The organism is Streptomyces sp. NPDC050528 (genome assembly GCF_044457795.1).
Classification (GTDB): domain Bacteria; phylum Actinomycetota; class Actinomycetes; order Streptomycetales; family Streptomycetaceae; genus Streptomyces.
Genome location: NZ_JBITHH010000013.1, coordinates 199,784 through 225,075, shown reverse-complemented (window position 1 = coordinate 225,075; position 25,292 = coordinate 199,784). Strand labels below are relative to the sequence as shown.

The 25,292-nt window shown below is 71.2% G+C and carries 22 protein-coding genes; 13 read left to right on the top strand and 9 right to left on the bottom strand.

The window, feature by feature from the left end:
• The first annotated feature begins 137 nt into the window (after positions 1-137).
• Positions 138-1,814, top strand: coding sequence for a protein kinase (locus tag ACIBK4_RS38350; protein ID WP_399002609.1), 1,677 nt, complete (start codon positions 138-140; stop codon positions 1,812-1,814).
• Between the two features lie 76 nt (positions 1,815-1,890).
• Here the strand turns inward: ACIBK4_RS38350 and ACIBK4_RS38345 are convergent, their stop codons facing one another.
• From ACIBK4_RS38345 to paaI, 4 genes are all read right to left on the bottom strand, one after another.
• Positions 1,891-2,679, bottom strand: coding sequence for an SAM-dependent methyltransferase (locus tag ACIBK4_RS38345; protein ID WP_399002607.1), 789 nt, complete (start codon positions 2,677-2,679; stop codon positions 1,891-1,893).
• 121 nt (positions 2,680-2,800) lie between these two features.
• Positions 2,801-3,442, bottom strand: coding sequence for a TetR/AcrR family transcriptional regulator (locus ACIBK4_RS38340; RefSeq protein ID WP_399002605.1), 642 nt, complete (start codon positions 3,440-3,442; stop codon positions 2,801-2,803).
• Positions 3,443-3,494: 52 nt separating this feature from the next.
• A complete protein-coding gene (gene paaK, locus ACIBK4_RS38335) occupies positions 3,495-4,859 on the bottom strand; it encodes a phenylacetate--CoA ligase PaaK (RefSeq protein ID WP_399002603.1) in 1,365 nt (454 codons plus the stop codon).
• Positions 4,856-5,287, bottom strand: a complete 432-nt coding sequence (gene paaI / locus ACIBK4_RS38330) for a hydroxyphenylacetyl-CoA thioesterase PaaI (RefSeq protein WP_399002939.1) — start codon at positions 5,285-5,287, stop codon at positions 4,856-4,858. Before paaI ends, paaK begins: the two co-directional genes overlap by 4 nt.
• A gap of 95 nt (positions 5,288-5,382) precedes the next feature.
• Between paaI and paaN the strand changes: the two genes are divergently transcribed.
• The 11 genes from paaN to ACIBK4_RS38275 all read left to right on the top strand — a co-directional run bounded on the left by paaN (position 5,383) and on the right by ACIBK4_RS38275 (position 15,384).
• Complete coding sequence (gene paaN, locus ACIBK4_RS38325) at positions 5,383-7,095, top strand: phenylacetic acid degradation protein PaaN (RefSeq protein ID WP_399002601.1); 1,713 nt, start codon at positions 5,383-5,385, stop codon at positions 7,093-7,095.
• Positions 7,088-8,281 carry a thiolase family protein gene (locus tag ACIBK4_RS38320; RefSeq protein WP_399002599.1) on the top strand — a complete coding sequence of 398 codons (1,194 nt, stop codon included), beginning with the start codon at positions 7,088-7,090 and terminating at the stop codon, positions 8,279-8,281. The genes paaN and ACIBK4_RS38320 overlap by 8 nt, the downstream gene beginning before the upstream one ends.
• The gene (locus tag ACIBK4_RS38315) at positions 8,278-9,042 is read left to right on the top strand and encodes an enoyl-CoA hydratase/isomerase family protein (RefSeq protein ID WP_399002597.1); all 765 of its coding nucleotides are present in this window, start codon (positions 8,278-8,280) and stop codon (positions 9,040-9,042) included. Before ACIBK4_RS38320 ends, ACIBK4_RS38315 begins: the two co-directional genes overlap by 4 nt.
• Entirely contained in the window at positions 9,039-9,905 is an 867-nt protein-coding gene (locus ACIBK4_RS38310; protein WP_399002595.1) for a 3-hydroxyacyl-CoA dehydrogenase family protein, read from the top strand. Before ACIBK4_RS38315 ends, ACIBK4_RS38310 begins: the two co-directional genes overlap by 4 nt.
• Entirely contained in the window at positions 9,902-10,690 is a 789-nt protein-coding gene (locus ACIBK4_RS38305) for an enoyl-CoA hydratase/isomerase family protein (RefSeq protein WP_399002593.1), read from the top strand. Before ACIBK4_RS38310 ends, ACIBK4_RS38305 begins: the two co-directional genes overlap by 4 nt.
• Positions 10,691-10,793: 103 nt before the next feature.
• Positions 10,794-11,804, top strand: a complete 1,011-nt coding sequence (paaA, locus tag ACIBK4_RS38300; protein WP_399002591.1) for a 1,2-phenylacetyl-CoA epoxidase subunit PaaA — start codon at positions 10,794-10,796, stop codon at positions 11,802-11,804.
• Complete coding sequence (paaB, locus tag ACIBK4_RS38295; RefSeq protein WP_033278572.1) at positions 11,801-12,085, top strand: 1,2-phenylacetyl-CoA epoxidase subunit PaaB; 285 nt, start codon at positions 11,801-11,803, stop codon at positions 12,083-12,085. The genes paaA and paaB overlap by 4 nt, the downstream gene beginning before the upstream one ends.
• Positions 12,086-12,094: 9 nt before the next feature.
• On the top strand, positions 12,095-12,931 hold the full coding sequence (paaC, locus tag ACIBK4_RS38290) for a 1,2-phenylacetyl-CoA epoxidase subunit PaaC (RefSeq protein WP_399002589.1): 837 nt from the start codon (positions 12,095-12,097) through the stop codon (positions 12,929-12,931).
• Positions 12,925-13,431 (top strand): 1,2-phenylacetyl-CoA epoxidase subunit PaaD, encoded by a 507-nt coding sequence (gene paaD, locus ACIBK4_RS38285; RefSeq protein ID WP_399002587.1) that lies wholly within the window; start codon positions 12,925-12,927, stop codon positions 13,429-13,431. The genes paaC and paaD overlap by 7 nt, the downstream gene beginning before the upstream one ends.
• Positions 13,432-13,504: 73 nt before the next feature.
• Positions 13,505-14,608: a 1,2-phenylacetyl-CoA epoxidase subunit PaaE gene (gene paaE, locus ACIBK4_RS38280; protein ID WP_399002585.1), complete on the top strand. Its 1,104-nt coding sequence runs from the start codon at positions 13,505-13,507 to the stop codon at positions 14,606-14,608.
• A gap of 8 nt (positions 14,609-14,616) precedes the next feature.
• Positions 14,617-15,384, top strand: coding sequence for an enoyl-CoA hydratase/isomerase family protein (locus ACIBK4_RS38275; protein ID WP_399002583.1), 768 nt, complete (start codon positions 14,617-14,619; stop codon positions 15,382-15,384).
• A 64-nt stretch (positions 15,385-15,448) separates the two neighbouring features.
• On the opposite strand, the gene ACIBK4_RS38270 is transcribed toward ACIBK4_RS38275, so the two are convergent.
• A complete protein-coding gene (locus tag ACIBK4_RS38270) occupies positions 15,449-17,071 on the bottom strand; it encodes a protease pro-enzyme activation domain-containing protein (RefSeq protein ID WP_399002581.1) in 1,623 nt (540 codons plus the stop codon).
• Between the two features lie 141 nt (positions 17,072-17,212).
• Positions 17,213-20,089: an AAA family ATPase gene (locus tag ACIBK4_RS38265; RefSeq protein ID WP_399002579.1), complete on the bottom strand. Its 2,877-nt coding sequence runs from the start codon at positions 20,087-20,089 to the stop codon at positions 17,213-17,215.
• Between the two features lie 369 nt (positions 20,090-20,458).
• On the opposite strand from ACIBK4_RS38265, the gene ACIBK4_RS38260 reads away from it, so the two are divergent.
• Complete coding sequence (locus ACIBK4_RS38260; RefSeq protein ID WP_399002577.1) at positions 20,459-22,066, top strand: amidohydrolase; 1,608 nt, start codon at positions 20,459-20,461, stop codon at positions 22,064-22,066.
• Between the two features lie 103 nt (positions 22,067-22,169).
• Here the strand turns inward: ACIBK4_RS38260 and ACIBK4_RS38255 are convergent, their stop codons facing one another.
• The 3 genes from ACIBK4_RS38255 to ACIBK4_RS38245 form a co-directional block, all read right to left on the bottom strand.
• Positions 22,170-22,832 (bottom strand): YceI family protein, encoded by a 663-nt coding sequence (locus ACIBK4_RS38255; RefSeq protein WP_366430288.1) that lies wholly within the window; start codon positions 22,830-22,832, stop codon positions 22,170-22,172.
• 184 nt (positions 22,833-23,016) lie between these two features.
• Complete coding sequence (locus tag ACIBK4_RS38250) at positions 23,017-23,793, bottom strand: polysaccharide deacetylase family protein (protein WP_399002574.1); 777 nt, start codon at positions 23,791-23,793, stop codon at positions 23,017-23,019.
• A gap of 149 nt (positions 23,794-23,942) precedes the next feature.
• Positions 23,943-25,166, bottom strand: coding sequence for a cytochrome P450 (locus tag ACIBK4_RS38245; protein ID WP_399002572.1), 1,224 nt, complete (start codon positions 25,164-25,166; stop codon positions 23,943-23,945).
• Positions 25,167-25,292: the final 126 nt, after the last annotated feature.

The following is a 25,292-nucleotide window of genomic DNA, read 5'->3' as shown; positions in this document are numbered from 1 at the left end:
ATGTCGGGGTCCGGTCCGGACGCGTCGTCCGAGGACTGGTGTCGCACCCCCGCAGGGCAACGGGGTTGGAGCCCAGCCGAGTTGACCTCACGGTGGATCCGGTGACTGTCGGTTCCACCCCAAGGAGGACATGTCCCGTGCTTGCGCTCGATGGCTCCGACCCGTCTCACATAGGTCGCTACCGGCTGGTCGGCAGACTCGGCGAAGGCGGCATGGGGAGGGTGTACCTCGCGCGTTCGCCGGGTGGCCGTCCCGCCGCCGTGAAGGTGATCAACGACCACCTCCGCCATGACGAACACGCCCTGAGCCGGTTCCGCCGCGAGGTGGAGACCCTGGGTACGGTCCGCAGCGCGTACACGGCGTCGCTCATCGACGCGGAGCTGGACACACCGCCGTACTGGCTGGCCACCGAGTATGTGCCGGGGCCCACGCTGCACGCCGCCGTCGCGACCAACGGACCGCTCCCCGCCGACCTGGCCCGGGTCATGCTGGCCGCCCTGGCCGAGGGGCTGGACGCCATCCACGTCCGGGGCGTGTGGCACCGGGACCTCAAGCCGCACAACGTCATTCTCTCCGCCACCGGTCCGCAGCTGATCGACTTCGGCATCGCCAGGACCACCGGCACGTCCAACCTGACACAGGCCGGAGGTGCGATGGGCAGCCCCGGTTTCATCGCCCCGGAGACGATCACCGGCGGCGAGACCGGCCCGGGCGCGGACGTGTTCGCCCTCGGCGCCACGCTGGCGTTCGCCGTCACCGGCCGTCCGCCCTACGGGGACGGGCCGTTCGCCGCCGTGTCCTACCGTTCCGTGCACGGCGAGATCGACCTGCGGGGTGTCGACCCTGGAGTTGCCGAGCTGATCGCGGCCTGCGCGCAGAGCGATCCCGCCCTGCGTCCCACCCCGCAGCGCATCATCGAACTCTGCCGGGCCGAGGCCGATCTGGTGCACCACCCCGCCTACCAACGGGCGCTCGCCGTGGGCTCGTTGACGGATCGGCAGCGGGCCGCGACCGTCGCCGACAACGGAGACGGCGGGCAGGCCGGTGCCTCGGAGGCGCCGACGGCCCTGGCCCCGCAGGCGACGGCGATCCTGGACGGCACCCGGGAAACCCACGCAGCCACCCTCCTCGCACCGAACCCGGGCCACCCCACCCCCACCCGGCTTCACCCGGCAGACGGATACGGCCCCTATCCGGCGGGAACCGGTCCGACTCCGCAAGCGGACGGCGGCGGCACCCGGGGCGAGAGCGGTCGCCGCAGACTGTGGATCGTCCTCGGCGCGGCCGCGCTGGTCGTCGTCGCCGCCTCCGGGCTGCTCCTGTCCCACGCCTTCGACGACCAGGACAAGGGCACGGCCTCCCCGCACGTCACACCGTCCGCCGGGGCCGACCGTGCCGCCCAGGTGTCGGCCTCCCCGTCCGCGAGCGCGGCGACGACGTCCCCCTCTCCTTCTCCGTCCGCCTCGGCCACCGGCGGCCTGCCCGACGCCGTGGTGGTGAAGTCCCCCTTCACGTTCGAGGTGGGGAAGGCCATACAGACCGTGCGCTCGAAGCTGATCATGCAGCCGGACGGCAACCTGGTGCTCTACGACGCCGCAGGAACGGCGCACTGGGCGAGCCAGACCCAGGGCGAGGGGAACACGGCCGTGTTCCAGGCGGACGGCAACCTCGTCGTCTACAACGCCCAGCACCAGGCCCTGTGGAGCAGCAACACGCAGGGCGCCACCGACGCCTCGCTCAAGGTGCTGGAGGACGGCAACATGGTCATCGCGACCGACAGCCAGGTCTTCTGGCAGACCAACACCGCGCAGTGACAGCACGCGGCCGTCGACCTGCCCTCTTGGTCAACTCGCCGTAAATACAAGAGCGTTGCCCGGAGACTCGCCGCACTCAGGGGATCCGGGCCACCGCCGAGTAGATCCCGCTGCCCTCCGGCGCCTCCTCCGGCGTCGGAGGGTTCCACTCCGTCGCCGTCACCAGGCCGGGTGCCACCAGGTCGAGGCCGTCGAAGAAGCGCGCGACCTCCGTGCGGGTGCGGAAGCCGAGCTTGATGCCGCCCTTGGCGTACTCGGCGGTGACCTGCGCGGCGAGTTCGGGGTAGAGGTCGGACGCGGCGTGCGACAGGACCAGGTAGCTGCCGGAGGGCAGGGTGGCGACGAGGTTGCGCACGATGCCGTGGGCGTCCTGCTCGTCCGGGATGAAGTGCATCAGCGCGATCAGCGACAGGGCGATCGGGCGGCTGAAGTCCAGGACGTGGCGGGCGTGTTCGACGATGAGCTCGGGCTCGCGCACGTCGGCCTGGATGTAGTCGGTGACCCCGTCGGGGTGGCTGATCAGCAGCGCCTCGGCGTGACGCAGGACGATCGGGTCGTAGTCGGTGTAGACGACCTTCGCCGTCGGCACGGTCCGCTGGACGATCTGGTGCAGGTTGGGCTCGGTGGGGATGCCCGTGCCGATGTCCAGGAACTGGTCGATGCCCTGGCCCGCGAGCCAGGTCGCCGCGCGGTGCATGAACTCCCGGTTCTGCCGCGCCGCGTCCTTCGCCTCGGGCGGCAGCTTCTCGCCCACGGCCTCGTCGACCGGGTAGTTGTCCTTGCCGCCGAGCAGCCAGTCGTAGACCCGCGCGGGATGTGCCTTGCCGGTATCGATCTGCGGTGACGGCTGGGGGTCGGACGTCATGGCAACTCCATCGCGGCGGGTGAGAAGGGCGGGTGAGGAGAGGCGGGGCGAGCTCTCGATCATCGTACTCGGGCCGGGCATCCGGCTTGCGGGGGAGGGGAGTTGGGGCCTTCGTCTCCCGTCAGCTCGTCGGGCGTCCGTGCAGGCCGTCGAAGAGGATGGTCGTCAGGGCGTCGGCCAGTGTCTGCACGGTCAGGTCGCGGTCGGGGCGGTACCACTCCACGAGGGAGTTGACGGTGCCGAACAGCAGCCGGCTGGCGAGATGCGGGTCGATGTCCGCCCGTATGCCGCCCTCGGCCGCCGCCCGGGCCATCAACTCGGCCACCCGGTGGTCGAATTCACGGCGTCGGGCCAGCGCCCGCTGCTCCACCTCGCTGTTGCCGTGCAGCCGCAACAGCAGGGTGACGTAGGGCAGTTCGGCGGCGAGCACCTCGACGCTGCGGTGGATGACGCGCTTCATCCCGGCCGTCGCGGTCGTGCCGGAGGTCCTGCCCTGCTGGTCCCCGGCCTCCTCCTCGTCGAGTACGGCGAAGAGGGCGTCCAGGGCGCGGTTGACCGCGAGTTCGAGGAGTTCCTCCTTGCCGGACACATGGTGGTAGATGCTCGACTTGCTGAGGCCCAGGCGCCTGGCCAGTTCCTCCATGCCGGTGCCGTCGTAGCCGCGTTCGTTGAAGACCACGACGGCGACCTCCAGCAGCGAGTCGCGGTCGTAGGCGGGACGGCCGTGGCGGCCGGCCGGGCTCTGCACAGGTGTCCTGGTCACTGGGCCATTGTGACCCGGCCGACGACCGGACCGGGCAAAACGGCCTCGGAGGTCACTGGTCCCGCAGATCCCTGACCCGGCGGATCTTGCCCACCGAGCGCTCCAGGGTCTCCGGATCGACGATCTCGACGTCCACGGTCACGCCCACGCCGTCCTTGACGCCCTTGCCGATCGCCGCCGCCGCGGCGGCCCGCTGCTCGGGACCGGTGCCGGGGCGGGCCTCGGCCCGGACCGTCATGTGGTCCATGCGGCCGCGCCGGCTGAGCTGGATCGTGAAGTGCGGGGCGACGGCCGGGGTGCGGAGCAGGATCTCCTCGATCTGGCTGGGGAAGACGTTCACCCCGCGCAGGATGATCATGTCGTCGCAGCGGCCGGTGATCTTCTCGATCCGGCGGAAGGCCGGGCGGGCCGTGCCGGGCAGCAGCCGGGTCAGGTCACGGGTGCGGTACCGGATGATCGGCAGCGCCTCCTTCGTGAGGGAGGTGAAGGTCAGTTCGCCGCTGTCGCCGTCGGGCAGCACCTCGTCGGTGATCGGGTCGACGATCTCCGGGTAGAAGTGGTCCTCCCACACGTGCAGCCCGTCCTTGGTCTCCACACACTCCTGGGCGACACCCGGGCCGATCACCTCCGACAGGCCGTAGATGTCGACCGCGTGGATGTCCATGCGCTCCTCGATCTCGCGGCGCATCTCCTCCGTCCACGGCTCGGCACCGAAGATGCCCACCTTGAGGGAGCTGGTGCGCGGGTCGACGCCCTGGCGCTCGAACTCGTCGAGGAGGGTGAGCATGTAGGACGGGGTCACCATGATGATCTCGGGCTTGAAGTCCTGGATGATCTGCACCTGGCGGGCGGTCATGCCCCCGGACGCGGGGATCACCGTGCAGCCCGCGCGCTCGGCGCCGTAGTGGGCGCCCAGACCGCCGGTGAACAGCCCGTAGCCGTACGACACATGGATCTTGTGACCGGGGCGGCCGCCGGCCGCGCGGATGGAGCGGGCGACGACGTCGGCCCACATGGAGAGGTCGTTCTCCGTGTAGCCGACGACCGTGGGGCGGCCGGTGGTGCCGCTGGAGGCGTGGACGCGGCGGACCTGGTCCATGGGGACGGCGAACATGCCGAAGGGGTACGTGTCCCGCAGGTCGGCCTTGGTGGTGAACGGGAACCGGGCCAGGTCATCGAGGGTGCGGCAGTCATCCGGTTTGACGCCGGCCTCGTCGAACTTCCTGCGGTACAGCTCCACGTTGTCGTAGGCATGCCTCAACGTGGCCTGGAGCAGGCCGAGTTGGTGCTCGCGCAGCTCCTCGCGGCTCAGACGTTCGGCGGCGTCCAGCAACCCATCGGGGAGTGGTTCCCCCAGGCGCGGACTCACGGGTGCCGAAACCGGTGAGGCCGCAGGGGCTGTCAGGTCGCTGCTCATGGAGACTCCTTCGTCTTCGCGCTGTTGATCATGCGGCTGCGGCCGCGGAACTCCGCGATCACCTGGTCGCCGCGCGTCACGCTCACGTCGTAGATGCCGCTGCGGCCGAACCGGGTGCGCTCCGTCGCGGTCGCCACCAGGACGTCGCCCTCGTGCGCCGGGGCGACGAAGTCGATGTCGGCCGCGGCGGCCACGGTCACCGGGCCGTGGCTGTTGCAGGCACAGGCGAAGGCGGAGTCCGCGAACAGGAACAGATAGCCGCCGTGGGCGGTCTTGTGTCCGTTGACCATGGCCGGGGTCACGGTCATACGCAGCACGGCGGTCCCTGCGCCGTGCTCGACGAGCTCGATACCGAGAGCCCGGGACGCCTCGTCCGCGGCGAACATCTTCTCCGTCGGACTGGAAGCCGTGTTCATGGCCTGCGTCATCATTCCACCACCTTGTGGACCGACCGAACATTCGGTTAGCGTGCGGCACGGCCAAGTAATCCAGCAACACCACTGCCTGTCAAGAGGTGGAACGCATGCCCCAGACCAGCTCCGAGCTGCCCGACTTCTTCTCGCGCCATCGCATCCTGCTGGAACAGGCGGTCGCCGCGACCGCCAGTCGTGAGCACTGGACGCCGTATCCGGAATCACCCAGCAAGTCGGTCTACGGCGAGGACGCGGCGAAGACCGGCGAAGCCGCTTTCGAGGAGCAACTCGGCGGTTCCTTCGAGCTGGCGGGGCACCTCGGAGACGGGAGCGTCCAGGCCGCCGAGACCTCGCCGTACGGCTTCGAGCTGGGCATCTCCTACCCCCGCGTCGCGCCGGACGAGGCGGTGGCCGCTGCCCTGGCCGCCACCGGGATCTGGCGCGACGCGGGCCCCGACACCCGTGCCGGTGTCGCCGCCGAGATCCTGGCCCGGCTGAACGCGGCGAGCTTCGAGATCGCGCACGCCGTGCAGCACACCACCGGGCAGGCCTTCGTCATGGCGTTCCAGGCGGGCGGCCCGCACGCGCAGGACCGCGGTCTGGAGGCCGTCGCGTACGCCTGGGCCGAGCAGAAGCGGCACCCGGGCACGGCCCGCTGGAGCAAGCCGCAGCGCAAGGGCGGCCCGCAGGTCCTGGACAAGAAGTTCACCCCGGTCGGCCGCGGGGTGTCGCTGCTGATCGCCTGCAACACCTTCCCGACCTGGAACGGCTACCCGGGCCTGTTCGCCAGCCTGGTCACCGGCAACCCGGTCGTGGTCAAGCCGCACCCGGGCGCCGTCCTCCCGCTCGCGATCACCGTACGGATCGCCCGCGAGGTACTGGCCGAGGCGGGCTTCGACCCGAACCTCGTGATCCTCGCCGCCGAGGAGTCCGGTGGCCGTAGCGCCGCCGTCCTCGCGCTGCACCGCGACGTCCGGATCGTCGACTTCACCGGCTCCACGGAATTCGGCGACTGGCTGGAGACCAACGCCCGCCAGGCCCTCGTGTACACGGAGAAGGCCGGCCTCAACACCGTCGTCCTCGACTCCACCGACGACTACCGCGGTCTGCTCGGCAACCTCGCCTTCTCGCTGTCCCTCTACAGCGGCCAGATGTGCACCACCCCGCAGAACCTCCTGATCCCGCGCGACGGCATCACCACCGACCAAGGCCCGCGCACCGCCGACGAGTTCGCCGCCGACCTCGGCGCGGCGCTCGACAAACTGCTCGGCGACCCGGCCCGCGCCGCAGGCACCCTCGGCGCGATCGTCAACGACGGCGTGCGGGAGCGTTTGGAGGAGGCCGCGACGGTCGGTCGTACGGTAGTGGCGTCGGCGGCCGTCGACCACCCCGAGCACCCGAAGGCCGTCGTCCGTACGCCGCTGATCGCCCGCCTCGACGCAGAGGACGACCGGGAGACGTACACGCGGGAATGGTTCGGGCCGGTGTCGTTCGTCATCGGCACCGACTCGACCGAGCACAGCCTGCGGATCCTGCGCGAGACCGTGCGGGCACACGGCGCGCTGACCGCCGCCGTCCACTCCACCAGCGAACTGGTGCTGGAAGCGGCCGAGTTGGCCGCTCTCGACGCGGGCGTGCATCTCTCCGAGAACCTCACCGGCGGCGTCTTCGTCAACCAGTCCGCCGCGTTCAGCGACTTCCACGGCAGCGCCGCCAACCCGGCCGCCAGCACCACCCTGTCCGACCCCGCGTTCGTCACCGGCCGCTTCGCGACCCTCCAGTCACGCCGGCCCGCACCCGCCGAGGAGACCCCCGATGCCTGAGCTGTCCTCCGACGAGGTCTATCTGATCGACGGGGCCCGCACCCCGCAGGGCCGCTACGGCGGTGCCCTCGCCTCCGTACGGCCCGACGACCTCGCGGCCCTGGTGGTCGGCGAGGCGGTACGGCGCGCCGGAATCCCGGCCGAGCAGGTGGACGAGGTGATCCTCGGCGCCGCGAACCAGGCCGGTGAGGACAATCGCGACGTGGCCCGGATGGCCGTCCTGCTGGCCGGGCTGCCGCACACCGTGCCCGGCTACACGGTCAACCGGCTCTGCGCCTCCGGCCTGACCGCCGTGGCCTCCGCCGCCCAGGCGATCCGCGCCGGAGAGGCCGACCTCGTCATCGCGGGCGGTGTGGAGTCCATGACCCGCGCCCCCTGGGTGATGGCCAAGCCCGGCACCCCGTGGGCCAAGCCGGGGGAGGTGCACGACACCTCGCTCGGCTGGCGCTTCACCAATCCGCGCTTCGCCGCCCAGCAGACCCTGTCGATGGGGGAGACCGCCGAGGAGGTCGCCGCGCTCGACGGCATCACCCGCGCCGAGTCCGACGCGTTCGCGCTGCGCAGCCATCAACGGGCCGTCGCCGCCCAGGAGTTGGGTCACTTCGACCAGGAGATCGTGCCGGTCCCGGTGAAGGACGGCGAGGTGACCCGCGACGAGGGCCCGCGTCCCGGCACCACGCTGGAGAAGCTCGGCTCCCTGCGCACCATCTTCCGTGAGGGCGGCATCGTGACCGCCGGTTCCTCCTCGCCGCTGTCCGACGGCGCCGCCGCCCTGGTGGTCGCGAGCGGCGCGGCCGTCCGACGCCACGGGCTCACCCCGAGGGCCCGGATCGTCACCGCGGCCTCGGCCGGCGTGCAGCCGCACATCATGGGCCTAGGCCCGGTCCCCGCCACCGAGAAGGCCCTCGACCGCGCCGGTTGGGAGACCGGTGACCTGGACGCCGTAGAACTCAACGAGGCCTTCGCCGCGCAGGCCCTCGCGGTCACGCGCCGGCTGAAGCTGGACGAGGAGAAGGTCAACGCGGACGGCGGGGCGATCGCCCTCGGCCATCCTCTGGGGTGCTCGGGCGCCCGTATCCTCCTCACCCTGCTCGGCCGCTTGGAGCGCGAGAACGGCAGCCGGGGGCTGGCCACGCTGTGCGTCGGGGTCGGGCAGGGCGTCGCGATGCTCGTGGAGCGGGTATGAGCGCCCCCACCGAGACCGGCCCGTACGAGACCCTCCTCGTCGAGGAGCGCGAGGACCGGGTCGTCGTCACCCTGCACCGCCCCGAATCCCGTAACGCCATCAGCGGCCGGATGATCCGCGAACTGCACTCCGTCTGCGACCAGTTGGAGCAGAACCCCAAGCTGCTGCTCCTCACCGGACACGGCGGTGTCTTCGCGGGCGGTGCCGACATCGCGGAGCTGCTGGCACGCGGGCGGGACGAGGCGCTCCAGGGCATCAACAGCCGCCTCTTCGAGCGCGTACGCCGGCTGCCGATGCCGACCCTCGCCGCGGTGGACGGTTGGGCGCTCGGCGGCGGCGCGGAACTGTCGTACGCCTGCGACCTGCGTATCGCCGGACCGGACGCCGTCTTCGGCAACCCGGAGCCCGGCCTCGGCATCCTCGCCGCGGCCGGTGCCTGCTGGCGGCTGCCCGAGTTGGTCGGCGAGTCCGTCGCCAAGCAGGTGCTGCTCGCCGGACGGAATCTCGACGCGCCCGCCGCCCTGGCCGCCGGGCTGGTCATCGACGTCGTACCGGCGGAGAAGCTGCTGGACGAGGCGCACGCGCTGCTCGACCGCATGGCCCGCTCGTCGGCCACGGCCCTGAGGCTCACGAAGCTCGTCGTCGACTCACCCGGCGCGCACCCGATCGCCGACGACCTCGCGCAGGCCGTGCTCTTCGAGGGGCAGGACAAGCGGGACCGCATGACACGGTTCTTGGAGAAGAGGAGCAGCCGAGCATGAGCCCAACACCCCACTCCGCACCGGTAGTTGTCGGTGTGATCGGCGGCGGCCGGATGGGCGCCGGTATCGCGCAGTCCTTCGCGGCGGCCGGTTCGTCCGTGACCGTCGTGGAGAGTGGCGAGGCCGCCTCGGCCGCCGCGCTGGACCGGGTCGCCACCGGCCTCAAGCGAGCCGCCGAGCGCGGGCTGCTCAGCGAACCCGCAGAGCAGATCCTCGCCCGCGTCACCATGGCCGACTCGGTCGAGGGACTGCCCGCCGACGCCGACCTCGTCGTCGAGGCCGTCCCCGAGGACGCCGGGCTCAAGGCCCGCGTGCTCGCGGCGGCCGAACGGGCGGTGGGCGCGACGACCGTGCTGGCCACCAACACCAGCTCCCTCTCGGTCACCGAACTCGCCGCCGCACTCACCCGCCCCGGCCGCTTCCTCGGCATGCACTTCTTCAACCCGGTGCCCGCCTCCGCCCTGGTCGAGATCGTCGTAGCCCCGCACACCGAACCCGCGGCCGTCAGCGCCGCCCTCGACTGGACGCACGCCCTCGGCAAGAAGGACGTCACCGTCAAGGACTCGCCCGGCTTCGCCAGCAGCCGCCTCGGACTGGCGCTCGGCCTGGAGGCGATCCGGATGGTCGAGGAGGGCGTCGCCGAGCCGGAGGCCATCGACGACGCGATGAGCCTCGGCTACAAGCACCCCATGGGCCCGCTGCGCCTCACCGACCTGGTCGGCCTCGACGTACGCCTGGCCATCGCCGAATACCTGCACGCCACCCTCGGCGAGCGCTTCGCCCCGCCCCAGCTGTTGCGCGACAAGGTCGCACGCGGTGAGCTGGGCCGAAAGACGGGACAGGGGTTCTACGAGTGGAAGTGAGCGCATCCCCGGACGGCGTCGGTTATCGCCTGGACGCCGGTGTCGCCACCATCGAGTTGCGCGGGCCCGCGCTCGATGTCGGCCTGCGGGGTGGGCTGTTGGCTGCCGTACGCCAGGTGGGCAGCGATGGGACGGCGGTCCGTGCCGTGTTGCTCACCGCGCAGGGCAAGCACTTCTGCGTGGGCCAGGACCTCAAGGAGCACGGCCGCGCGCTGGAGACCGAACCCGAGTCCGCCTTCGCCTGCGTACGGGACGAGTACAACCCCCTCGTGGAGGCGCTGCACGCGCTGACGCAGCCGGTGGTCGTGGCCGTCGAAGGCGCGTGTGTCGGGGCCGGGCTCGGTCTTGCGCTCTGCGCGGATGTGCGGGTCGCGGCCGAGGGAGCGCGGTTCGCGACCGCGTTCACCGGGATCGGGCTGGCCGCCGACAGCGGGCTGAGCGGCTCGCTGGCGCGGGCGGTGGGTCCGTCGCGGGCCGCCGGGCTGATGCTGCTCGGGGATCGGTTCGGGGCGGAGGAGGCGCTGCGGTGGGGGCTGGTGCACCGGGTCGTGCCCGACGGCGAAGCCGCTGCGGAGGGGCTTGCCCTGGCCGCGCGGCTGGCCGCCGGGCCCACCGCCGCCTACGCGGAGGTCAAGGCGCTGCTGCGGGACGCGCCCGGCGCGAGCCTTGCCACCGTGCTGGAGCGGGAGGCGGCGGCGCAGGAGCGGCTGGGGGCGACTCGGGACCATCGGGCGGCCGTAGAGGCGTTTCTGGCGCGGGCCGAGCCGTCGTTCGAGGGCCGGTGAGAGGGCTGGTGACCAGCCATTCACCCGGGAGGTCTTGCCTCGCCGGGGGAAACCCATCAGACTAGGTACCGAACGAATGGTCGGTAGGGAAGTTGGTGTGTCGATGACCAGCACAGGCACGGAGGCGTCAGCCGCCGGCTGGGACGAAGCGCGGCTCGCGGAGCAGTTCGATGCCACGATCGCGAAGGACCAGCGGATCGAGCCCCGCGACTGGATGCCCGACGGCTATCGCAAGACCCTGATCCGGCAGATCGCGCAGCACGCGCACTCCGAGATCATCGGGATGCAGCCGGAGGGCGACTGGATCACCCGCGCGCCCTCCCTGCGCCGCAAGGCGATCCTCTTCGCGAAGGTGCAGGACGAGGCCGGACACGGACTGTATCTGTACTCGGCCGCCGAGACCCTGGGCGCGGACCGCGCGGAGCTGACCGAGGCGCTGATCGAGGGCCGGCAGAAGTACTCGTCGATCTTCAACTACCCGACGCCGACCTTCGCCGACGTCGGCGTGATCGGCTGGTTCGTGGACGGCGCGGCGATCTGCAACCAGGTGCCGCTGTGCCGCTGTTCGTACGGGCCGTACGCGCGGGCCATGGTGCGGGTGTGCAAGGAGGAGTCCTTCCACCAGCGTCAGGGCTACGAGTTGCTGCTCACGATGATGCGCGGCACCGAGGCTCAGCGGGCCATGGTGCAGGACGCGGTGGACCGTTGGTGGTGGCCGTCGCTGATGATGTTCGGGCCGCCCGACGACGACTCGCCCAACTCGGCGCGTTCCATGGCCTGGAAGATCAAGCGGCACAGCAACGACGAACTGCGTCAGCGCTTCGTCGACATGACGGTTCCGCAGGCGGAGAAGCTCGGAGTCACCCTGCCCGACCCGGAGTTGAGCTGGAACGAGGAGCGCGGTCACCACGACTTCGGCACCCCGGACTGGTCCGAGTTGCAGCGCGTGATCAGCGGCGACGGACCGCGCAACGCCGAGCGGGTCTCCCGCCGCCGGGCCGCCCACGAGGAGGGCGCCTGGGTCCGGGAGGCGGCCACCGCCCACGCGGCCAAGCAGGCCGCCCGTACGCAGGCAACCGCCCGCACACAGAAAACCGAAGGAGCGGCGGCATGACGCAGGACTGGCCCCTGTACGAGGTGTTCGTCCGCGGCAAGCGCGGCCTGAACCACGTCCACGTCGGCTCGTTGCACGCCGCCGACGACGCCATGGCGCTCACCCACGCCCGCGACCTCTACACGCGGCGCAACGAGGGCGTGTCCATCTGGGTCGTGCGCTCCGAGCACATCGCCGCCTCGACCCGCGACGAGAAGGACCCGTTCTTCGCGCCGAGCGCCGACAAGGTCTACCGCCACCCGACCTTCTACGACATCCCCGAAGACGTCCCCCACATCTAGGAGCAGGGAATGAGTGACGACCACGTCTATCTGTCCCTGGCCGAGGGGCACGACGACAGCGACGCCCGCTGGGCGTTCGGCACCGGCTTCGAGGACCCGCTGCACGGCGTCGACCAGACCGTGCCGGAGGGCACGGACTCCGCTCAACTGGCCGCGTTGTGCCTGGCACTTGGCGATGACGCCCTCGTGAGCGCGCAGCGGCTGGCCCAATGGTGCACCGCCGCACCGGAGTTGGAGGAGGAGGTCGCGCTGGCCAACATCGGCCTCGACCTCCTCGGCCAGACCCGCCTGCTCTACGCCCGCGCCGGCCAGGTCGACGGCACGGGCCGCGACGAGGACGCGTACGCCTACTTCCGCGACGCCGACGCCTTCCGCAACGTACGGCTGGCCGAACTCCCCAACGGAGACTTCGCGTTCTCCATCACCCGGCTGCTGGTGCTGTCCTCGTGGCGGCTCGCTCTCTTCGAGCGACTCGCGGGGACGACCTCGGACCCGGTGCTGGCCGCGATCGCCGCCAAGGGCGTCAAGGAGCTGGCGTACCACCGCCAGTACGCGGCGGAGTGGGCCGTCCGACTGGGCGACGGCACCGAGGAATCGCAGCGCCGGATGCGGGACGCGCTGACCGCCGTCGCGCCCTACGTGGACGAACTCTTCGCAGGGGACGGTGAGTTGAGGACCGAGGTCCTGGCCGTGCTCCGCCAGGTCACCGACGCGGCCGGGCTCGGGTGGCCCGAGGTGGCACCGATCCCCGGCCACGGCCGCGACGGCGACCACACCGACGAACTCGCCCCGCTGCTGGCCGAACTCCAGAGCGTGGCTCGCGCCCACCCGGAGGCGACATGGTGACCACCCTGATCGACTCACGGCGCGCCTGGAACATTGCCGCGCAGGTCCCGGACCCCGAGATGCCCATGCTCACCCTCGCCGATCTCGGGGTGCTGCGCGGGGTCGAGATCGACGCGGACGGCGGCGTCGTCGCGAGCCTCACGCCCACGTACTCCGGCTGCCCCGCGATGGCCGAGATGCGCGCCGAAGTGGCGGCGCGGCTGCGGGAGGCGGGCTTCGCGCGCGTGGAGATCCGTACGGTCCTCGACCCGCCGTGGACCACCGACTGGATCACCCCCGAGGGCCGCCGCAGCCTCGCCGAGCACGGCATCGCCCCGCCCGGCGCGGCCCCCCGGGGCCCGATCAAGCTCACGCTGTCGCCGACCCGCCGCACGGTGCCCTGCCCCCGCTGCGGCTCGGCGGACACCGAGGAGACCTCGCACTTCGCCGCGACCTCCTGCAAAGCCCTGTGGCGGTGCCGCGCCTGCCGCGAGCCGTTCGAGTACGTCAAGGAGATCTGATGGCGAGCCCCCAACGCCTGCTCGCGCTCGCCGTGAGCCCCCAACTCCCGCCCGTGGAAAGGACGGTGGACCAGTGACCGCCCCGGCCCCCGCCACCCCCGCCCGTTCGGCGCGCCGGCGCCCGGCCTTCCACGCGCTGCGGGTCGCCGCCGTCGAGGTGCTGTGCGAGGACGCCGCCGCCATCAGCTTCGACATTCCCGAGCACCTCGCCGAGGAGTTCGCGTACCGGCCCGGTCAGTCGCTCACCCTTCGCCGTGAGGTCGAGGGGCGTGACGAGCGGCGCTCGTACTCCATCTGCTCCCCGGCCGGAGCGCGTCCGCGTATCGGTGTACGGGTCGTCCCCGGTGGCCTGTTCTCCTCCTGGCTGGTCAACGACGTACGTCCCGGAGACACCGTCGAGGTGATGGCCCCCACCGGCGCCTTCACCCCCGACCTGACCAGCCCCGGCCACCACGTCCTGATCGCCGCCGGCTCCGGCATCACCCCGATGCTCTCCATCGCGGAATCCGTCCTCGCCGCCGACACCCGCTCCCGCGTCACGCTCTTCTACGGCAACCGGCGCAGCGACACCGTGATGTTCGCCGACGACCTCGCCGACCTGAAGGACCTGTACCCGGGCCGTTTCCAGCTCGCGCACATCCTGTCCCGCGAACCCCGCGAGGCCGAGATCCTCTCCGGCCGCCTCGACGCCGACCGGCTCACCGCGCTCGTGGACGCCCTCGTCGACGTGGACACCGCCGACCACTGGTGGCTGTGCGGCCCGCACGGCATGGTCCGTGACGCCCAGCAGGTGCTCACCGGCCTCGGCGTCCCCGTCGAACGCGTCCACCAGGAGCTGTTCTACGCCGACGACGAGCCCGTACGGACCAACGAACACGTCGACAAGGTCTACGACGGTCCCGTCAGCCAGGTCACCGTCACCCTCGACGGCCGCACCACCAACTCCGCGCTCCCCAGGGACACTTCGATCCTCGACGGCGCCCAGAAGACCCGCCCCGACCTGCCCTTCGCCTGCAAGGGCGGCGTCTGCGGCACCTGCCGTGCGCTGGTCACCGATGGCACCGCGGACATGCGGCGCAACTACGCCCTCGAACCCGCCGAGGTCGACGCCGGTTACGTCCTGACCTGCCAGACGTTCCCCGTGTCCGACACTCTCGCCGTCGACTACGACAGCTGAGGCCGGCGATGACACTTCACTTCGAGGTCGCCAAGGGCGTCGGCACGATCCGCCTCGACCGCCCGCCCATGAACGCGCTGGACGTCGCCACCCAGGACCGCCTCAAGGAACTCGCCGAGGAGGCTTCGCGTCGCGACGATGTGCGGGCCGTGGTGATCTACGGCGGGGAGAAGGTGTTCGCGGCGGGTGCGGACATCAAGGAGATGCAGCGGATGGACCATGCGGCGATGGTCGTACGGTCGCGGGCGTTGCAGGAGTCGTTCACGGCGGTGGCGCGTATTCCGAAGCCGGTGGTCGCGGCCATTACCGGCTATGCGCTGGGCGGGGGTTGTGAGTTGGCGTTGTGTGCCGACTTCCGTATTGCCGCTGACAACGCGAAGTTGGGGCAGCCGGAGATTCTGCTCGGGTTGATTCCGGGGGCGGGTGGTACGCAGCGGCTGGCGCGGTTGATCGGTCCGTCGAAGGCGAAGGATCTGATCTTCACGGGTCGGATGGTCAAGGCTGATGAGGCTTTGGCGCTGGGGCTCGTCGATCGACTCGTCCCCGCCGCCGAGGTGTTCAGTGAGGCGCATGCGTGGGCGGCGAGGCTCGCGCAGGGTCCGGCGATCGCGTTGCGTGCGGCGAAGGAAGCGATCGACACCGGGTTGGAGACGGACATCGAGACCGGGCTCGCGGTCGAACGCACGTGGTTCGCGGGGCTGTTCGCGACCGAGGACCGTGAGCGTGGGATGCGGAGCTTCGTCGAAGAGGGCCCCGGCAAAGCCGAGTTCAGGTGATTCGGGGGACGTGAAGAGCGGGCCGGGAGTGAGTCCCGGCCCGCTCTCTCATTGCTGCTGTGGGTCAGCCGAGCAGCTTGGTCGCCAGGGTCGCCGCGTTGTACGAACCCCAGCCGGTGGTGAAGTCCCAGCCGCTGGCGGCGGAGTAGGCGCCGTTGCTGCCACTGGTGATGTCGTGGAAGCCGGTGCCGCTCGCCGTGTAGAGGGCGGGGTTGGCGAAGCCGAGGTTGGCCTTGCCGGCCGCCGCGGCCTGCTGGTTGTAGAGCGCGCCGAAGGCCGCCCACTCGGGCGCGGCGGCGCTGGTGCCGCCGACCGTGCCCCAGCTGCCCTGCGAGTAGATCGAGACACCGGGGCTCGGGTTCGCGAGCGCCGACACGTCGGGGACCTGCCGGTAGCCGCCGCCGGCGCTCTTCTGCACCGCGGTCTGCCAGCTCGGGATCTTGAAGACGGAGGACTTGCCGCCGCCACCGCCCGACCAGGCCGTCTCCTTGCTCCACGCGTTGGCGGAGGTCACGGTCAGCGTCGTGCCGCCGACGCCGGTGACGTACGGGTCGGCGGCCGGGTAGTCGACCGTGGTCGTGCCGTCGCCCGCGTCGTCCGAGCCGTCGTCGCCGGAGGCCGCGTAGAAGCCGAGGCCCTCGGCCGCGCCCGCCTTGAAGACGGCGTCCACGGCGTTGATGTTGGAGGTGGTGCGCTGGCTCTCGGAGGCACCCCAGCTGATCGAGGTGGTCGGGATGCCGCTGTCGACGATGGCCTGGTAGGTGTCGACCTCACCGGCGTCGGAGTTGGGACCCTCGAAGACGGTGACGTTCGCCTTGGGGGCGATCGCGTGCAGGACCTCGATGTCCAGCTCGACCTCGACCTGGCCGTCACCGAGCGCGCCGGAACCGCCGTCCACCTTCGACACGGTCGGAGTGGGGGAGCCCAGGCTGTAGTTGGTGTCGTACTTGGTGATGTTGGACTGCGCGAAGCCGTCGAACTCCAGCAGCGCGATCTTCTGGCCGCTGCCGGTGTACGTGCCGGAGACGTTGTAGCCGCCCTTGATCTGGGCCGGGGTGTAGCCGCCGCCGGGGCCGTTGTGCGGGTTGACCTTGGCGGAACCCTGGTGGTGCAGCTGGGCGCGGTTGTTGAGGCCGGTCACGTCGCTGACCAGGCCGGCGATGCCGGTCGGCAGGGTCGGCGCGGTCTCGTTGGCGTAGAACGCGCGGCCCGACTTGGCGTCCTTCCACGTCGACAGCTTGGTGCCGAACGCCTTCTCCAACTGCGCGGCGGTGCCGCTGGCGTCGACCAGCAGGTTCCCCGAGTGGACCTTGCCGACGGTGAGACCCTGGGCGCGCAGGAAGTCCTTGACCTGCTTCACCTCGGCGTCCGTCCGGCCGAACCGGGCCGCGAACTGAGCTTTCGTCAGATAGTGGCCGTACGAACTCGACCGCGGATTACTGACGTCGGCGACGAACGTGTCGAGCGACCTGTCGTTTCTCGGGGTCAGGCTGATGGCCACCGATATGCGCTTGGCGGCGGAGACGGCGCCGGTGCGGGCCGCGTCGTGGTTCAGGCCCGTGAGGACATCTCCCGCGATGGCGGCGCGAGTTGTGTGCGGCTGGGCGGCGGCGTAGGCGCTGGGGACGGCGGCGGCGAGCAGAGCCGGTACGGCGACCAGACCGACCAGTTTCAGTCGTGACGTCACTGAGGTCCTCCGAGGAGTGGGGGGTTGCTGTCCCGGAAGCGGAACGGCTTCACCGTAGGAACATCGACCCCACCCGCATAAGCGGGGGAACCCTTGCGTCGCGTGTTAACTGCGGATGTCATGTGAACCGCGAATGACAGGTCAGCGGCGATTGTCGAGCGTCCGGGGCGTGCGAACCCGGCCAGGCTGACTGACCGTCACCGCCTGTGCCGTGAGCTGCTGTTGGTCGTCGTCGCCGACGCTCACGGTCGCCGCGCCGGACGCGATGACGGCGACCGCCATGGCGTGGGCGAGCGCGGTGCGCGAGCGGACCCCGACCTTGCGGTAGACCCGGGAGAGGGTGCCCTCCACTGTCTTCACGCTGATGAACAACTCCGCCGCGACTTCCCTGTTGGTGGCTCCACCGCCGACCAGCTCGGCCACCCGCGCCTCCGTGGGCGTGAGTTCGGGCCGCCCCTCACCGTCCCGGTCGCCGGCCTCCAGCCGGGCCAGTTCGTCCCCGGCCCGCGCCGCCAGCGGAACGGCGCCGATCCGCGTCGCCGTCTCCCATGCCTCACCGAGAGCGGTGCGTGCCGCGTTCCGGTGACGAGCCCGGCGCTCGACCGCGCCGAGCGCGATGAGCGTGCGTACCAGGTCCACGGGCAACGGGAGTTGACGCAACCGGTCCACGGCGGCCCGCAGCCGTACCGCCCCCTCCTTCGCCCGGCCGAGCCCCGCCTCGCGCAGCCCCTCGGCCCGTTCCAGCGCCGCCAGTACGCTGCCGGGCGCGTCGACCGACACCCGCTTCCGAGCCTCGGCGATCACGGCCCCGGCCGCGTCCGTCTCACCCAGCACGACCAGGGCCTCGGCCAGATCGCTGTACCAGTGCAACAGCGGCGGATCGGCGGCGGACATGGCCGCGCCGAGTTCCTTCACGCGTTGCAGCGCCTCGACCGCGGCGGCAGCCCCACGCGGGTCACCGACCAGCAACTCGGCCTGCCCCAGCACCGCCAACGCCCGCAGCAGGAACAGTCGGTCACCGTCCGCCTCCGAGGCCCGCACCGCCTGCTCGGCCAGCTGCCGCGCCTCGTCGGCGGTCCCGCCGGCGGTCGCCGCGAGCGCGGCCGCGTACAGCGCCGGAGCGGTCTGTACGCCGGTGTCGGCCACGGCACGTGTGCAGCGGGCGGCGGTGCGCAGGGCCTCCCGGCAGTGTCCGGCGCGTACTTGGATGCGGGTGAGTGCGACGAGGGTCGCCATGACCTCCTCGACACCGGCGAACTCCCCGATCTCCGCGAGGAGTTCGGTGACCCGCCGCTGAGCCTCGGGCACCTTGTCGGAGTCCAGCGCGAGGATCGCCCGCATCCGGATCAGCCCCCAGCTCTCCGGCCCGGCACCGGCACCACCGGCCAGCGCGAGCGCCTCCTCCAACGCGACGTCGGCGGCGACCGGTTCACCGCCCAGGGAACGCACCCGGGCGAGCGTGGCGAGCGCCCCGATCCGGGTCTCCGTGTCCCCGACCACGGCCGCCTGCCGCGCGGCGCGCCGGGCATGCCGGGCCGCGTCCTCCAACTCCCCGCACAGCAGGCCCCGTACGGCGGCCCAGTAGTGGAGCCATGCCTCGGCCTCCGGATCGCCGTCGGCGTCCCGCAACCCCTCCTCGATCAGGGCATGGGCGCCCCGCAACGCCTGCCCGGCGTTGCGCAGCAGGACCAGCCGTGCCCGCACCCGCTGCCGTGCGGAACCCGACCCGGCGAGCACGGTTTCGGCCGCCTGCCCCGCCTCTTCCAACTGCCCTGCGTCACACGCGTATTCGGCCGCCGCCAACAACCGGTCGGCCCGCTCCGCCGGACGGTCGCCGGGAGTGCGCCGGGCCGCGAGGGCGGCCAGTTCGAAGGCGGCGTCGGGCGCACCGTCGCGCCGCGCGGACTCGGCCGCCGACATCAGCGTGCGGGCGGTGGTCTCGTCCTCGTAGGGGTGGGCGAGCGCCAAGTGCCGTGCCTGCTCGACGAGTTCGGTGACCGCGCCGGCCAACAGCGCGTGCGCCTTCCGGCGGTCGTGCTCCGGAGCATCCGCGTACACGGCGGCCTTGAGCAGCGGATGCCGGAAACGTACGGTCCCGTCGGCGTCGGCCGTCGCGACACCGAGCCGTTCCGCCTCCGCGAGGTCGGCGGCGGGGTCGTGGAACCCGGCGGCCCGCAGCAACGTAAGTGTGGGGCGGCCGGCGGCACTTGAGACGAGCAGGGCGCGGCGCGCGGTCTCCGGCAGCGCGCGCACCTGGCCCAGGAGCAGGGCGCGCAGTCGCTGCGGTACGGGCAGGGTCCGCCCGAGGCCGACGGCCGCTCCGTCGCGCGGCGCCGTCCGCCCCAACTCCACTGCGTACCAAGGGTTTCCGGCGGCGGTGTCCTGCACGGCCCGTACCGCCGCCGGTGGCAGCTCGGCGTCCAGGAGCCGCGCCACCTCGTCGTCCGTCAGGGGTGGCACGGGGAGTTCGGCGGTGCCGGGCGGGCAGCAGCGCGGCCGCTCGGGCTGCTCGCCGTCCGTCACTCGCTCGGCGGCCACCACGCGTATGCCGAGGCCCTCGATACGCCGTACGACGAAGGCGAGTACCTCGGCGGTCGGTTCGTCCAGCCACTGGAGGCCGTCCAGAACCAGCAGCACAGGTCCCGTCGCGGCGAGGGCACGCAGTACGTCGAGAACGGCGACGCGGAGCGCGAGCCGGTCGCGGTCGCCGTCCGGGGCCTCACCGCGCAACAGGGCCGCCCGCAACGCCACTTGGGGCTCCGGCGCCAGGGCCTCCAGGCAGCTCTCCGGCACCCGGGCGAACAGGTCGACGAGACCGGCGAAGGGGAGCCTGGCGTCCTCCTCGGCGGGGGAGCAGTGCAACACCGTTACGGGCGGCCGGACTTGCGCGGCCGAGGACGTCACGAGGGCGGCCAGCGCCACGGACTTGCCGATCCCGGCGGGGCCGTACAGCAGCACTCCGTGACGCAGCGTCAACTCGGCCTGGGCGGTGTCGAGCAGCTCGCGGCGGCTGGTCAATGACCGTACTTCCACGGCGAGTCCAGGGACGGACCACAACCGGAGCCGAAGGCGGGGCAGTCGGATCGGTGGTGGTCGTGGGTCTCTGGATATTTCCGCATGTGTTCATGACAACCGTTGCGGAATCGCCTTGTCAATGACGGTCGTGTGTCAGTGGCTCTCCGGTGCCGCCGCGCGGTGCGCGCCGAACGCGATGGCCGTGATCCGACGGCTCGACCTGTTGATTGATTGGCGCATGATCTCGACTGTATGCCGCATACATGGCGTGTTTCCTGCGGCTGGCGGCGCGATATGTGCGGGAACCAGTCGACCGACCGTACAAAAGCCTGGTCAGCGGATGTCGCAGAGAACAGCAGGCGGGAGAGAACGATGACTGATCACGGAGCCGATTTGGTGATCCGGGCCGAAGCGATCCACACACTGGTGCCCGGCCAGGCGCCGCAGCGGGCGCTGGCCGTGCGGGGTGACCGCATCGTGGCCCTCTCGCCCGACCTGAACGGACTCGACCACCTCGTGAGCGAGCGCACGACGGTGCGCGACCTGCCCGGCGCCACCGTGCTGCCCGCGTTCGACGACACCCACACGCACCTGATCTTCGCCGCGCTCGGCGCGCACGACGTGCCCGTCCACCAGGCCCACGACATCGCTGAGTTCCTGGACCTGATCCGGCAACGCGCGAAGGTGACCCCCGAGGGCGAGTGGATCCGTACCACCACCAACTGGCAGGAACTCAACCTCGCCGAGCGCCGCATGCCCACCGCGGCCGAACTCGACCGGGCCACCGACCGGCACCCCGTCCTCGTCAAGCGCGGCGGCCACAACGACATCGTCAACAGCTACGCGCTGCGCCTCGCGGGCATCACCGAGGACACCCCCGCACCGCCTGGCGGTGTCATCGGCCGCGACGCCGACGGCCGGCTCAACGGGCGGCTGATCGACAACGCGCTGGGCCTGGTGGAGCGTCTGGTCCCGGCCCCGGACCGGGCCCAGCGGATCGACGGACTGCGCCTGGCGTCCGCCCAGTACGCGGCCACCGGCATCGGCACCGTCCGGGACTGCGCGGTCACGCCCGAGGACTATGCCGTCCTTCTCGCCGCCCGCGAGGCCGGCGCGCTCAACACCCGTGTCCGCGCGCTGATTTCGGCCCTCGGCATGACCAGCGCGGCCCAGGTGGAGGACCTGCTCGACGTCATGGAGGACTGGCGTGACGGCTCCGACCCGTGGCTGCGGGTGTGGGGCGTGAAGTTCGGGCTCGACGGCGGCCTCGAAGCCGGGGCGACCGAGGAGCCGTACGCCTGTGACCACGCCTTCTCCGGAACCCTGATCTGGGAGCCGGACGCACTGGTCGAGGCCGTCGAGGCGGTGGTCCGGCGCGGCTGGCGGGTCGGCACCCACGCCTACGGCGACCGCGCTGTCCGCACCCTCCTGGACGTCTACGAGCGCGTCCTCGCCCGCAACCCCGGCCTGCCCGCCGGCACGCTGGTGATGGAGCACGGCGGCCTCGCCGGACCCGAACAGCGCGCCCGCGCCGTCGAGTTGGGCATCCCCGTCACCATCCAGCAGCCCCTGCTGCACGACACCGCCGAGGTGGAGGAGGGCTTCTGGGGCCCGGAACGCGTCGCCCGGCTCTTCCCGGCCCGCGGCTGGATCGACCTGGGTGCCGAGGTCAGCGCCGGATCCGACTTCCCTGTCGGCCAGTTCGGCGCGATGCGGTCCGTCTACGGCATGACCACCCGCCAGACCGTCATCGGCGTCAAGGGTCCCGAACACGCGATCACCTACGACGAGGCCGTCACCCTGCACACGCTCAACGCGGCCCGCCTGTGCGGCGATCAGGACCTGCGCGGCACGCTCGCACCGGGCCGCCTCGCCGACCTCACCGTCTGGGACCGGGACCCCGCCGACTGCCCGAGCGACGCCCTGCGCGACCTGAACCCCGTCCACACGATCGTCGGCGGCCGGCTCGTCACCCGGTAGGGACCCGCGCGACCGGAAGCAGGTGGAGGCCAAGAGAAACAACCGGCAACACACGACTCGCCCGGCACGCAGCGACACGCCGTCCGGGCGAGTGAACGTTCCGTCAGGCGGCCGGCATCGTACGGATCGCCGCGATGTCGAACTGAAGGCGCACCTTCTCGCTCACCATCGCACCGCCTTCCGCCAGCCGGGAGTTGTAGGTCAGACCCCAGTCGGAACGGTCGATGGTGGTGGTGCCGTCGAAACCGACGCGCTCGTATCCGAACGGGTCGGTGACATGGCCGATGTACGTGAGTTCCAGGACGACGGGACGGGTGACGTCCTTGATGGTGAGGTCGCCGAGCATGCGGTAGACATCGTTGCCCGCCATTTGCACGGCGGTACTCGCGAAGCGCATCCGCGGGAAGGTGGCGGAGTCCAGGAAGTCACGGCCGACCAAGTGGCCGTCGCGTTGTTCCACACCGGTGTCGACACTGCCGGTCTCCACCACGATCTCGGCCTGCGAACGGGCGGGGTTGCGGCCGTCGAAGTAGAGCCGGCTTTTGTAATCGGGAAAAGACCCGCGCACGGTCGTCACCATCGCGTGCCGGACGGAGAAGCCGATGCGGCTGTGCGCGGGGTCGATCATCCACTCTCCGGTCAGCTCCGCCAGGGCGGGATCGGGCAGGCCGGAAGAGGAGGTGAAGGCCGGTGGGGCGGCGGGGCGTTGCGGGGCTGCGGGGGGTGCCGAGCGGCGGAGGGGCGCAGCACGGTTGAACAGGTTCATGTATCACGTAGTTACTGCACACCTGATAGCGCCGCAAGCCTTCATGGGGAACCGACAGCACCGCGAATCGGCACTGACACGCTTAAATACCGTCACCTCGCGGGCCATTACACATTTCCCACACATATTCGTCACCCGAAATACGGCTGACGCCAATTCAGTGCGCTGTTCGGTACCCCACCGTTCAGCGCACCGGGAATCCGAAGGAATAACCCTGCTGCTTCAGCCACGGCAGGATCTCGCGCAGCGCGGCCACGGTCTCCGAGCGGTCGCCGCCGGCGTCGTGGAACAGGATGGTCGGCCCGTTCGGGAGTTCGCTCTTGACGGTGGTGATGATGGCGTCCGTGCCCGGGAGTTCGAAGTCCTTGGAGTCGACGTTCCAGCCCAGCGGGCGCATCCCCTGCGAGGCGGCGAGATGCCGGCTGTACGGCGTGAAGGCACCGCCCGGCGCACGGTAGTACAGGGGCCGGACACCGCCGGACGCCTTGGTGATCATGTTCGCGGCGTTCAGGATCTCCTGCGACTGGTACGACTCGGACTTCTTGTCCATCGTGGTGTCGTGCGAGACGGTGTGGTCGCACAGCCGGTGACCGGCCGCCACGACCGCCTTGACCAGGTCGGGGTGGGCCTCGGCTTCGGGACCGATCATGCAGAAGGTGGCCTTCACCCCGTACTCCTTGAGGACTTGGAGCACCTGCGGGGTCCAGGTCGGGTCCGGCCCGTCGTCGATGGTGATGTTGACGCCCTGCGCGCCCTTGTCGGAGGCGTGCACGATCTCCTCCGACACGGTCGCCCGGGCGGGGGCCGAACCGGCGGCGGAGGGACGCGAGTTCCCGGCGCCCTGCCTGTCGACGACACCGGCCTGCGCGGTCCATACCGAGGTGGCCGCCGCCACCGCGGTCACCCCGACCGCCGCCGCGAGTACCCGCCCGTACCAGCCCCGCCCACCGTGCCGCGCCATGTCAGCCCTGCCCTTGTCCTGTTTGATCGACTCCGTGCACTCGTCAGGACGGCGTAAAGGCGGGGAAGGATCCGCCTGTTACGGATCACGGACAATTTCGCGGGAGTTCCGAGACGCAGGCTCAACGAGCGGACGTCCAGGAGGTTTCGCTACCGCCGGGTGAGACGCCCGCGGAAGTCCTCCGGGACCGGGGCGAAGCGCAGGGCCATCGTCACGTTCTCGGGGTGCTCGACGGTCAACCGGTAGCGCGTGCACAACAGGTGGCACAGGCCCATCAGTTGGACGGTCCCGATGCCGGCGCCCACGCACTTCTTCGGCGCCCAGCCGAACGGCACATAACAGGTACGGTCCGCCGGTCCGTGCGGCGCGCCCGGCAGGAAACGGTCCGGGTCGAAGACATCGGGCTGCTTCCAGACCCGTTCGTCACGGTGGATGAGATGCGGGCTCAGGAGATACCAATCGCCGGGCTCCAGACGGGTCTTGCCGAAGTCGAAGGCGAACTGGTTGCGCCGGACCAGCAGCAGCGGCGGGCTCCACAGCCGCAGCACCTCCTTCACGAACCGGTGCGTCACCGGCGCCGCGTGCGCCGGAGCGGTACGGAACTCCACCGGGTCCACGGCGCGCAGTTCCTCGCCGAGCCGCTCCTGCCACTCGGGATGCCGGACGAACTCGTACAGCAGACTCGCGGCGGCGGTGCCCGGCGGGCCGCCGATCGCGGTGAGGACCGTGGTCACCACGTCCAGGGCGCGGTCCATGCCGAGTTGGGGCAACAGATCGACGAACGGATCGGCGAGATCCAGCTCCCGCCGCCGCTTGCCGTGCGCGCGCTGCCGCAGCACCCGGCGCACCACGAGCCCGGACCGCAGCTGTACGCCGATGAACCGCAGGTGGTGCCAGATCCCGGCGGGCTCGGGCGCCACGAGCCGCAGCAGCTTCATCTCCAGGTCCCGGCGCACCAGTTCGGCCTCGGCGGAGGTGAGACCGGACAGCGCGACCGGCAGCATGGACCGCAGCGCCACGTCCTGGGTCAGCATCACCAGGTCGACGTCCTCGCCGAGCCGCTCGTCGACGACCCGCTCCATGCGGTCGATCAACGCGCCCTGGTGCTCCGCCGTGGCCAGCGTGTGCAGTTGGGTGAGCCACGCGGAACGGATCCGGCTCCACCGCACCTCGGTGCTGTGCCGCCGCCGCAGCATGTCGATCAGCCGGTCGTTGAGGACGAACCGGTGCCAGTTGGTGGCGCTCACGTGGCGCGCCGCCTCCGGCTCGAACACACCGAGCCGGGTGTCGTCGACCCAGAAGATCCCGTCCTCGGCGGCGCTGCGCGTACGGATGGCGTGCAGGAAGTCCTCGGGGTGCTGCGGGGTGGTCATGATGAGCGTCCCCTCGTGGGGCGCGGGGAGCCGGCCGCTCGGTGGTTCCCCGCGCCGGGCCGGTCAGATGTGGTGGTACAGGTACCAGAACTGCCCGTACGTTCCTCGGATGTTGAGGACGGACTT

Excerpts from the sequence above, each read along its gene's own strand:
- ACIBK4_RS38345 (WP_399002607.1), bottom strand. The coding sequence starts at position 2,679 with ATGACGTCCGACCCCCAGCCGTCACCGCAGATCGATACCGGCAAGGCA.
- paaK (WP_399002603.1), bottom strand. The coding sequence starts at position 4,859 with ATGAGCAGCGACCTGACAGCCCCTGCGGCCTCACCGGTTTCGGCACCC.
- paaI (WP_399002939.1), bottom strand. The coding sequence starts at position 5,287 with ATGACGCAGGCCATGAACACGGCTTCCAGTCCGACGGAGAAGATGTTC.
- paaN (WP_399002601.1), top strand. The coding sequence starts at position 5,383 with ATGCCCCAGACCAGCTCCGAGCTGCCCGACTTCTTCTCGCGCCATCGC.
- ACIBK4_RS38320 (WP_399002599.1), top strand. The coding sequence starts at position 7,088 with ATGCCTGAGCTGTCCTCCGACGAGGTCTATCTGATCGACGGGGCCCGC.
- ACIBK4_RS38315 (WP_399002597.1), top strand. The coding sequence starts at position 8,278 with ATGAGCGCCCCCACCGAGACCGGCCCGTACGAGACCCTCCTCGTCGAG.
- ACIBK4_RS38310 (WP_399002595.1), top strand. The coding sequence starts at position 9,039 with ATGAGCCCAACACCCCACTCCGCACCGGTAGTTGTCGGTGTGATCGGC.
- paaA (WP_399002591.1), top strand. The coding sequence starts at position 10,794 with ATGACCAGCACAGGCACGGAGGCGTCAGCCGCCGGCTGGGACGAAGCG.
- paaB (WP_033278572.1), top strand. The coding sequence starts at position 11,801 with ATGACGCAGGACTGGCCCCTGTACGAGGTGTTCGTCCGCGGCAAGCGC.
- paaC (WP_399002589.1), top strand. The coding sequence starts at position 12,095 with ATGAGTGACGACCACGTCTATCTGTCCCTGGCCGAGGGGCACGACGAC.
- paaD (WP_399002587.1), top strand. The coding sequence starts at position 12,925 with ATGGTGACCACCCTGATCGACTCACGGCGCGCCTGGAACATTGCCGCG.
- ACIBK4_RS38275 (WP_399002583.1), top strand. The coding sequence starts at position 14,617 with ATGACACTTCACTTCGAGGTCGCCAAGGGCGTCGGCACGATCCGCCTC.
- ACIBK4_RS38260 (WP_399002577.1), top strand. The coding sequence starts at position 20,459 with ATGACTGATCACGGAGCCGATTTGGTGATCCGGGCCGAAGCGATCCAC.
- ACIBK4_RS38255 (WP_366430288.1), bottom strand. The coding sequence starts at position 22,832 with ATGAACCTGTTCAACCGTGCTGCGCCCCTCCGCCGCTCGGCACCCCCC.
- ACIBK4_RS38250 (WP_399002574.1), bottom strand. The coding sequence starts at position 23,793 with ATGGCGCGGCACGGTGGGCGGGGCTGGTACGGGCGGGTACTCGCGGCG.
- ACIBK4_RS38245 (WP_399002572.1), bottom strand. The coding sequence starts at position 25,166 with ATGACCACCCCGCAGCACCCCGAGGACTTCCTGCACGCCATCCGTACG.